Consider the following 9,406-nt stretch of genomic DNA (forward strand, 5'->3'; position numbering starts at 1 on the left):
CAAGTCTCAAAGCGAAAGTCGTCTAAAGACGACTGCATATCTAGTCTGAGTCCATTTTAATGGACTTAAGCTATGAGCCAAGAACTTGAGTTCTTGGCGGGTGTCGGGGCTTACCGACAAAGGTGCAAACTATCAGATTTAACCCTTCAGTTCCCGCGTAGTAAATCTGTTTTAATTTATGCAAAAAATGCTGATAACAACCATGAAAAAAATTCTAATTATCGAAGACGAAGAAACCGTCCGGGAAAATCTCATGGAATTGCTGGAAGCTGAGGATTTTGAAGTCTGCGGCGCTGGCGATGGTTGTGCGGGATTGGATTTAGTACCGCAGTATCAACCGGATTTAATTTTATGTGATGTGATGATGCCCAAATTAGATGGGTTTGGCGTCTTAAATACATTACGGAAAAATCCTGTAACCGCCACCATTCCATTTATGTTTCTCACCGCCCGCACCGATAAAACGGATTTGCGTCAAGGGATGGAACTAGGGGCAGATGATTATATTACCAAGCCCTTTAGTGTCGATGAATTACTGAATGCCATTGCCTCCCGGTTACAAAAACAAGCGATAATTGAGGAACAACAAACCCAAAAACTTGACCAGTTACGCACCAGTATCAGTCTGTCTCTCCCTCACGAAATGCGATCGCCGCTAACGAATATCCTGGGATTTTCCCAGTTATTAGTGGAAGAAGGGGATACCCTGGAACGGAATGAAATTAAGGAAATGTCCGAAAGTATCCGTAAGTCCGGCGAACGATTACATCGACTGATTCAAAACTTTTTACTCTACGCCGAACTTGAACTCACCGTAACGGATGCGAATCGGATTCAAGCCTTACGCAGTTCTCGAACCAGTTCCGCCGCCTCAATGATTGAAACCATGGTTTGGCAACAGGCGAAACGCAGAAATCGCGAGGCTGATGTCAAGCTTGATGTACATGATTCCAGTCTACAAATTGCCAAAACTCGGATGGAGAAAATTGTCGAAGAATTAGTGGATAATGCGTTGAAATATTCGACCCCTGGTACTCCGGTTTCGGTGATAGGGAGGACGGTTCCCAATCAATCATTCTACGCCTTATCAGTTAGCGATCGCGGACGGGGGATGAGTCAGGAACAAATTACCAAGTTGGGGGCATATCAGCAGTTTGAACGTAAACTGTATGCCCAACAAGGAACAGGATTGGGATTGAGTATCAGTAAGCGGTTAATCGAACTGTTGGGGGGAACTTTAACCATTGATAGCGTACCCAATCAACACACCACCGTTCGCGTTCTTCTTCCTGTTTAATCCGGGAAGCTGGGGAAGCAATGTAGAGACGCGCCATGGCGCGTCTGGAAGCTGGGGGGAGCGAAGTCGAGGTGTTGCCTATTGCCTATTGCCTATTGCCTATTCCCTGTTCCCTGTTCCCTGTTCCCTAACAAATGACAAATAACAAATGACCAAGCTACCCTAGGGAAGCGGGATTTGACTGATTTTGGTTTCAGTTATGGCAGGACACAGTAAGTGGGCAAATATTAAGCGCCAGAAGGCGAGAGTGGACGCAGCGAAGGGGAAAACCTTTGCCAAACTCTCACGGGAGATCATTGTAGCTGCCCGTAGTGGCGTTCCTGACCCGAATGGGAATTTCCGGTTACGCACCGCGATTGAGAAGGCGAAGGCGGCGGGTATTCCCAATGATAATATTGACCGGGCGATCGCGAAAGGGTCAGGTCAGTTTGATAGTGGTAGCGACAACCTGGAAGAGATTCGCTATGAGGGCTATGGTCCGGGAGGTGTGGCGATTCTGATTGAAGCCCTTACCGATAATCGTAACCGCACGGCGGCAGATTTGCGATCGGCGTTTACTAAGAATGGCGGGAATCTGGGGGAAACAGGTTGCGTTAGTTGGATGTTTGAACAAAAAGGGGTGGTGACGGTAGCGGGTGAGGTGTCCGAGGATCGGCTATTGGAAGCATCACTGGCTGGGGGGGCGGAAACTTATGAGTGGATTGAAGACGACGAGGAACCGGGGGTGGAAGTTGTTACCGAGGTAACCAATTTAGAACACCTGAATCAAACCTTACAGGATCAAGGCTTCAGCGTGTGCGATGCTGAGTTACGTTGGATACCGGGGAATAGTGTCGAAATTACTGATCCGGATGTAGCGCGATCGCTCCTAAAATTAATGGATGCCCTAGATGAGTTGGATGATGTGCAGAATGTCACCGCCAATTTTGAAATGGCAGATGATTTGGTGTCGTTGACGATGGCGTGAGAGGAGAGTTGGGGCACGACATTGCTATGCCTCTATTTTTTGGGCTACCATACCTGACATAAGACATAAGACGAATGACGGATGACAACCATTACCATTCGTGAACAGGACTCAACTGATAGCGGATTTACGGCGACTCTCAGTTTTGATGGGCGGGTCAATTATCAGATTACGATTACTGATCCTTTCACACTAAAACAAGAACAGAATCTGGAATGGTATTTTGAGGAATGGTTGGTGTTTCCCCAATTGGGAACGGTGAAGGCGGAACAGGCGAAGGAATCGGTTAAGGGTTACGGGGAACAATTATTTGAGCAGGTATTTAGAACTAATATTGACGCCTATAGCGAGTATCGGCAGATCCGGGGGAATTTAAGTCAGCTACAAATTGAGATAGAAAGCCAGACGCCAGAGTTTCAAGCGCTGCATTGGGAAGCCCTGCGTGATCCAGATTTACCGCGTCCCCTGGCGGTGGATTGTCTGATGCTAAGGAAGCATACTAAACCGGTTCCCATTGGTGCCAGTATGCCACCGTTTCCGGTGATTAATTTACTCTTGGTGACAGCACGACCGGATGAGGAAAGGGATGTCGGATATCGTACCATTTCCCGTCCGTTAATTGAAGCGATTGAGACGGCAAAGTTACGGGTGAATGTGGAGTTATTGCGTCCGGCTACTTATCAAGCGTTATCGAAACAGTTAGAGGAGAAAGGGGCGGGATATTATCATATTATTCATTTTGACGCCCATGGCTCGTTGATGAGTTATGAGCAAGTGCAGCAGGGGATAGAAAAGAAGCGGTACACGTTTCAGGCGCGGTGGGGGCGAGAGGATATTGATCCATATCAAGGGGTGAAGGCGTTTCTGTTTTTGGAGGGGGAAAGTCAGGGAAAGGCTGATCCGGTGGAGGCGTCGGAGTTGGCGGATTTGTTGACAGGAAAGGGGATTCCCGTTTGTATTTTAAATGCTTGTCAATCGGGGAAGGAAAGACCTAACCCCCCAACCTCTTTTCCGGCTGATGAATTGGGGGAAGGAAAACCTAACCCCCCAACCCCCTTCCCTGCGAGGGAAGGGGGAGTAAGAGGAGAAAGCGGTGGAGAAAGTAGTGGAGTAAGCGGTAAAGAAAGCGGTGGAGAAAGTAAAGGAAAAAGTATAGGAAAAGAGGGAGAAAAAGAGGATGGAGAAACCCCAAACTTGCCCCCCTCTCCGCGTCGGGGAGGGGCTGGGGGAGGGGTTCTTGATGATGCCCGTGAAACCAGTTTAGGCAGTCGCCTGATGGCGGCGGGGATGCAGATGGTGGTGGCGATGGGCTATTCGGTAACGGTAACGGCGGCTTCGTTGTTAATGGAAACGGTTTATAAACAGGTATTTGCCGAAAAGACGATTCGGGAAGCTTTACGCCTGGGACGCCGCGAACTCTACAATAATAAACAACGTAAAGCCTATTATAACCAAAGCATCGATTTAGAAGACTGGCTTTTACCTGTGGTTTATACCAATCAACCCGTTAATCTGAATTTACGGGAATTTACGCCTCAGGAAGAAGAAGATTATTATGCGGCGCGTCAGCAGCAGTATCAGTTTACTCCACCGACTTATGGGTTTGTGGGGCGGGATTTGGAGATTCTCAAGATAGAAAAGGCGTTGCTGCGCCATCCTATTTTATTATTGCGGGGGATGGGCGGAACTGGGAAAACTACGCTACTGCTTTATTTACGGGAATGGTGGCAAACGACTCACTTTGCTGAAGCTATCTTTTATTTTGGCTATGACATAAAAGCCTGGACATTGAAGCAAATCCTGCTGGAGATTGGTAAGCCGGTTTATGAGAGGTTTGAGTTCAGCCGATTTCAGGCGATGAATCAGGCGGCGCAGGTGCAGAAATTAGCCGAGAAACTGAAAACCGAGACTCATATCCTGATATTGGATAATTTGGAATCGGTGACGGGGAAACGGTTGGCGATTAAACATACGTTATCCAAGACTAAGCGACAGGAAATCCAGGACTTTCTCAGCCGATTAGTCGGTGGGAAGACGCGGGTGGTGTTGGGTTCCCGCAGTGGCGAGGAGTGGTTACAAGGGACATTTGGCGATAATGTGTATCCGTTACAGGGATTAGATATCCAGGCGCGTTCAGAGTTGGCGCAAAAGATATTAGAACGGTATTTACCCGCAAAGGCGATTCCCAAGATACGGGAAGATGCAGCGTTTATCCGATTAATGAAACTCTTGGCGGGGTATCCTTTGGCGATGGAGGTGGTGTTGGCGAATCTGAAGCAGCAATCCCCGGCGGAGATTGTCGCGGGGTTGGAGAGGGCGGATATTGCCTTGGATTCGGGGAGTGAGGATAAGACGGAAAGTATTGTTCAATGTGCGGACTATTCCCATCGGAATTTGTCGGCGGCGGCGCAGCAATTGTTGTTGTGTTTAGCGCCGTTTACTGGGTTTATTGATCGCAGGGATATGGGGAATTATGTTGATGAGTTGCAGCAGTTAGCCCCGTTTCAGGATTATCCGTTTGAGGAGTTTGATGGGGCGATTCAAGAGGCGATTAATTGGGGGTTGTTGTCGAACCTCTCCCCCAGCCCCTCTCAATCCCCCCAACCCCCCTTTGAAAGGGGGGCTAATGAGAGTCTGTTGCGGATTCAGCCAGTTTTTCCTTATTTCTTGCGGATGAAGCTGAATGAAGAGGATGCAGACAAGCGGGAAGCGTTGCGGGAGGGGTTTAAACGTCACTATTTGACGTTGGCGGGTGCTTATCAGCAGTGGCTGGAATCGAAGCAGGCGCAAAAACGGCAACAGGGGATTTGCGCCTGTCAACTGGAGTATGAAAATCTCTACAATGCGCTGCAAATCTGTTTAGAGAAGCAGGAAACGGTGGATATCTTTTTCTGTTTGTTTCAATACTTTGAGCTAATTAATGATATCCAGAGTAATCTCAAACTCTCAGAATTTGTTTGTCAGAAACAAGCCGCATATCCGGCACAATTGCGAACGGGTGAAATTGGGCTGGAAATTGTCATGGCACAGGATCGGTTAGCCTCTTGTTACCTAAAAACCCAGAATTATACTCAAGCCAAAGCTGCTTATCAGCAGGTGCTGGAACTTACCCAACAGCTTACCGGGGTAGAGGAGAGACAGAAACAGCTTTGGATGGCTAGCACCTATCACAATTTAGGAAATGTTGCTGTAGATTTACGGGAGTATGAGCAGGCAAAGCACTACTATCAGCAGGCTCTGGATATTAAGATTGAATTTAGCGATCGCTACTCTCAAGCTGGCACCTATCACCAGTTAGGAAATGTTGCTGTAGAGTTACGGGAGTATGAGCAGGCAAAGCACTACTATCAGCAGGCTCTGGATATTACCATTGAATTTAGCGATCGCTATTCTCAAGCTAGCACCTATCACCAGTTAGGAAATGTTGCTGTAGATTTACGGGAGTATGAGCAGGCAAAGCACTACTATCAGCAGGCTCTGGATATTAAGATTGAATTTAGCGATCGCTTCTCTCAAGCTCGCACCTATCACAATTTAGGAAATGTTGCCCAAGAGTTACGGGAGTATGAGCAGGCAAAGCACTACTATCAGCAGGCTCTGGATATTAAGATTGAATTTAGCGATCGCTTCTCTCAAGCTCGCACCTATCACCAGTTAGGAATCGTTGCCCAAGACTTAAGGGAGTATGAGCAGGCAAAGCACTACTATCAGCAGGCTCTGGATATTAAGATTGAATTTAGCGATCGCTTCTCTCAAGCTCGCACCTATCACCAGTTAGGAATCGTTGCCCAAGACTTAAGGGAGTATGAGCAGGCAAAGCTATACTATCAGCAGGCTCTGGATATTTTTATTGAATTTCGCGATCGCTACAATCAAGCTAAAACCTATCACAATTTAGGATTACTGGCAGAAGCCCAGGAAAACTACGCCGAAGCGAGGGTGAATTTACAGACAGCCTTAGAGATATATCTAGAGTGTCAGGATGATTATTGGGCTGGTGTGACGCGAGAAAACTTAGAACGCCTCCCAGATTGAGACGGGCACGATAGTATCCTACCCCTACCCCATCAATTATCCCTGGGTGTCGTAGGGGTACGGCATATAGCATCCGTGTCAACTTAAGGTAGAAAACCAATGCTGGCAAGGTTTTAAACCGTGTCGATCTACTCCTCAACATTTCCCCCTCATCCCCTAACCCCTTCTCCCACCGTGGGGAGAAGGGGAATCGGAGGCTCTTGCTCCCCTCTTGCTCCCCTCTCCCGTGCAACAAAAGCGAAGCATCCTCTGTCCTCCCCCCTTGCCAAAAAAGCGAAGCATCCTTAGTCCTCCCCCCTCTTGTAGGGGGGAATGAGGGGGGTAGGGGGGAACGAGGGGGGTTGGGAGAGGGGCTGGGGGAGAGGGGTTGAGCTTAAGTTGACACTAATGCACGTCGGTGCGCCCCTACCTGTTTTCCACCGTGAATTGTAGGGAATTCTGCCTAGACGCGATCATTCCACACCTTTTGTCTTGCCACTCTGCCGCGATGATACAATATCAACGATAGGGAATAGGTTTACCAACAGGTTCGGTGGGCATGGTGTGGGAGGTTGAGTATACCGATGAATTTGAGGAATGGTGGATAACACTCGACGAAGCAACGCAAATTTCTATTGATGTTGCTGTTAGATTACTTGAAGAAAGGGGACCAAATCTCCCGTTTCCTTACACTTCAAAGGTGAAACTGTCTCGTCATTCCCAAATGAGAGAACTACGTGTACAGCACAAAGGGGAACCCTACCGCATACTTTATGCTTTTGATCCGCGTCGGGTTGCTGTACTACTTTTAGGGGGTAATAAAGGGGGAAATGATCGGTGGTATGACGAGAATATCCCCAAAGCCGATTTACTCTACGATGAACTTTTGCAGGAATTATCGGATGAGGGTTTGATATGAAACGAAAGCCAATCAGTGAGTTAAGAAAACAAATGACGCCTGAACAACTAGCCGAGAGTCAAACTCGCGCTCAACTGGCGTCGTTGTCTCTGACTCTAGCCGAGTTACGTCAATCTCTCGGTGTTACCCAACAAGATATGACCGAGGAACTTGGTGTTATTCAGTCTGCTTTGTCTAAACTGGAAAATCAAGAGGACATTCAAATTTCTACTCTATACCGCTATATTAAGGCTCTGGGTGGAACGCTCCAACTGGTTGCCCATTTCCCGGATAGAGATGTGATTATTTCTCAGTTCGAGTCTTAGGGACGGGAGGGGGATCTAAAAGGGGGACGGAAGGGGAACCAGATCCAATAAAACCTACTAAAATAAAAGAATCCTTGCCCTCTTCAACAATAGCCAGGGCAACGGCAATCTTCACATCAGGAGACAGTACCATGTCCTATCACAATATTAGTGCCAGCCTCTCCGACACCGATATCGAAGAAATCAACACCGCCTTACAAACTATCGAACAGAAGCTACCCTTTCTGATCAACCTCAGCCCCAAAGAACGCCATGATCTGTATAAAATGGGCGATAAAAGTTTAGCCTTTGTCAACAATAGCCTCAACGCCGCCCAAACGAACTCTGGCATTCTCCCCGCCAATTTCAACACGGAGGAATTCGAGCGCGACTATCAACTGGCGTTGCGTCTTTCCGAGTTACTCATCCGACTCCAGCAACTGTCAGAAAAGGTGGATGATACCCTGATAGCCGTCGGTAGTGAAGCCATGAAAAGCAGCTTAACCGTGTATGACTACGTGAAAATGGCATCGAAAACCACACCGGGCTTAAAAAGCGTGGCGGAGCAGTTAAAGGAACGCTTTAAAGGCGTGAAAACCAAAGGGAATGGGGGTTCCTCACAGGATGAATCAAGCCCTGAGAGTGATGAGTGACGCTCTGAGCGTGGTGGGAGGACACTCCTAGCGTGGCGGATGACGCTCTGAGCGTGGTGGGAGGACACTCCAAGCGTGGCGGATGACGCTCCGAGCGTGGTGGGAGGACGCTCTGAGCGTGGTGGGAGACGCTCCGAGCGTGGTGAGGGGACGCTCTAAGCGTGGTGGGAGACGCTCTGAGCGTGGTGAGGGGACGCTCCGAGCGTGGTGGGAGACGCTCTGAGCGTGGTGAGGGGACGCTCTAAGCGTGGTGGGAGACGCTCTGAGCGTGGTGAGGGGACGCTCTAAGCGTGGTGGTGGAGTCTCAAGGCGACAAAAGTTACCCGAACAATAGCGGTTAGGACACATAGTAGAGACGTTCCGCCGGAACGTCTAGAACAACAGGAAAGGAAAGTCCGAATAGATGTGTATACAAATAGAAAGGTGCGTTACGCTTCGCTAACACACCCTACAAATAGAAAGGTGCATTACGCTAGCGTGGCGGGAGGACAAAAAAGTTGAGGCAGGACATCGATTTGGTCGATTAAAATCAAATAGCAAAGTGGAGACGTATCACAAACAATGGTCATTCGTTTGGATAACCTTGGCTACGGCTTGAAGATCCTGTTCTAGGTCTGCCTCAGTATAGTGTAGATACGCTCCTTCTCGTTTCAGAAATTCATCAACGGCTAAACGAGAAGGTAAATTAAGCATTCGTCGGACTTCACCTGCGGTAAGGATACCCGATTTATAAGCTTGAGCCGCCATAATTTCTAATGAGCGCTGGGGCAAATTGTGCCATTTTGCTGTCAAACGACTACCGATATCATCAGGTATTTCAAGGCTAATTTGCATATTAAATAATGCTTGGCTGTCTGGTTTATTAGAATTTATATTAATTATAGTCGTTAAGGTAGGTTGGGTTTCGACTTCGCTCAACCCAACAGATTCTCTGGAAATAGAATTGATGCACCAATACCAGATAATAGGGTAGGGGCACGATAATATCCATTGGTGTCAACTTAAGCTAAACCCCTCACCCCCAGCCCCTCTCCCACGCCGGGGAGAGGGGAGTAAGAAAATCCGGTTCCCCTTCTCCCGTGCCAAAAAAGCGAAGCATCCTCTGTCCTCACCCCTGCCAAAAAAGCGAAGCATCCTCTGTCCTCCCCCCTGCCAAAAAAGCGAAGCATCCGCTGTCCTCCCCCCTGCCAAAAAAGCGAAGCATCCTCTGTCCTCCCCCCTCTTGTAGGGGGGAACGAGGGGGGTAGGGGGGAACGAGGGGGGTAGGGGGGA

Annotated in this window: 7 protein-coding genes; 6 read left to right on the forward strand and 1 reads right to left on the reverse strand. The window is 48.4% G+C overall.

Annotation, left to right across the window (positions count from 1 at the left end; all coding sequences use genetic code 11):
* Positions 1–202 precede the first annotated feature (202 nt).
* From MC7420_RS02880 to MC7420_RS02905, 6 genes are all read left to right on the forward strand, one after another.
* Positions 203–1,297, forward strand: coding sequence for a hybrid sensor histidine kinase/response regulator (locus MC7420_RS02880; protein ID WP_044204649.1), 1,095 nt, complete (start codon positions 203–205; stop codon positions 1,295–1,297).
* A 199-nt stretch (positions 1,298–1,496) separates the two neighbouring features.
* Entirely contained in the window at positions 1,497–2,264 is a 768-nt protein-coding gene (locus MC7420_RS02885; RefSeq protein WP_044204651.1) for a YebC/PmpR family DNA-binding transcriptional regulator, read from the forward strand.
* An 81-nt stretch (positions 2,265–2,345) separates the two neighbouring features.
* Complete coding sequence (locus MC7420_RS02890; RefSeq protein WP_006098452.1) at positions 2,346–6,299, forward strand: tetratricopeptide repeat protein; 3,954 nt, start codon at positions 2,346–2,348, stop codon at positions 6,297–6,299.
* 538 nt (positions 6,300–6,837) lie between these two features.
* Entirely contained in the window at positions 6,838–7,197 is a 360-nt protein-coding gene (locus tag MC7420_RS02895; RefSeq protein WP_044204653.1) for a type II toxin-antitoxin system RelE/ParE family toxin, read from the forward strand.
* Positions 7,194–7,502 (forward strand): XRE family transcriptional regulator, encoded by a 309-nt coding sequence (locus tag MC7420_RS02900; protein WP_006098483.1) that lies wholly within the window; start codon positions 7,194–7,196, stop codon positions 7,500–7,502. Before MC7420_RS02895 ends, MC7420_RS02900 begins: the two co-directional genes overlap by 4 nt.
* Positions 7,503–7,633: 131 nt before the next feature.
* On the forward strand, positions 7,634–8,134 hold the full coding sequence (locus MC7420_RS02905) for a hypothetical protein (RefSeq protein WP_006098572.1): 501 nt from the start codon (positions 7,634–7,636) through the stop codon (positions 8,132–8,134).
* A gap of 552 nt (positions 8,135–8,686) precedes the next feature.
* On the opposite strand, the gene MC7420_RS02910 is transcribed toward MC7420_RS02905, so the two are convergent.
* On the reverse strand, positions 8,687–8,968 hold the full coding sequence (locus MC7420_RS02910) for a UPF0175 family protein (protein ID WP_044204919.1): 282 nt from the start codon (positions 8,966–8,968) through the stop codon (positions 8,687–8,689).
* Positions 8,969–9,406 lie beyond the last annotated feature (438 nt).

This window comes from Coleofasciculus chthonoplastes PCC 7420 (assembly GCF_000155555.1).
Taxonomy (GTDB): domain Bacteria; phylum Cyanobacteriota; class Cyanobacteriia; order Cyanobacteriales; family Coleofasciculaceae; genus Coleofasciculus; species Coleofasciculus chthonoplastes_A.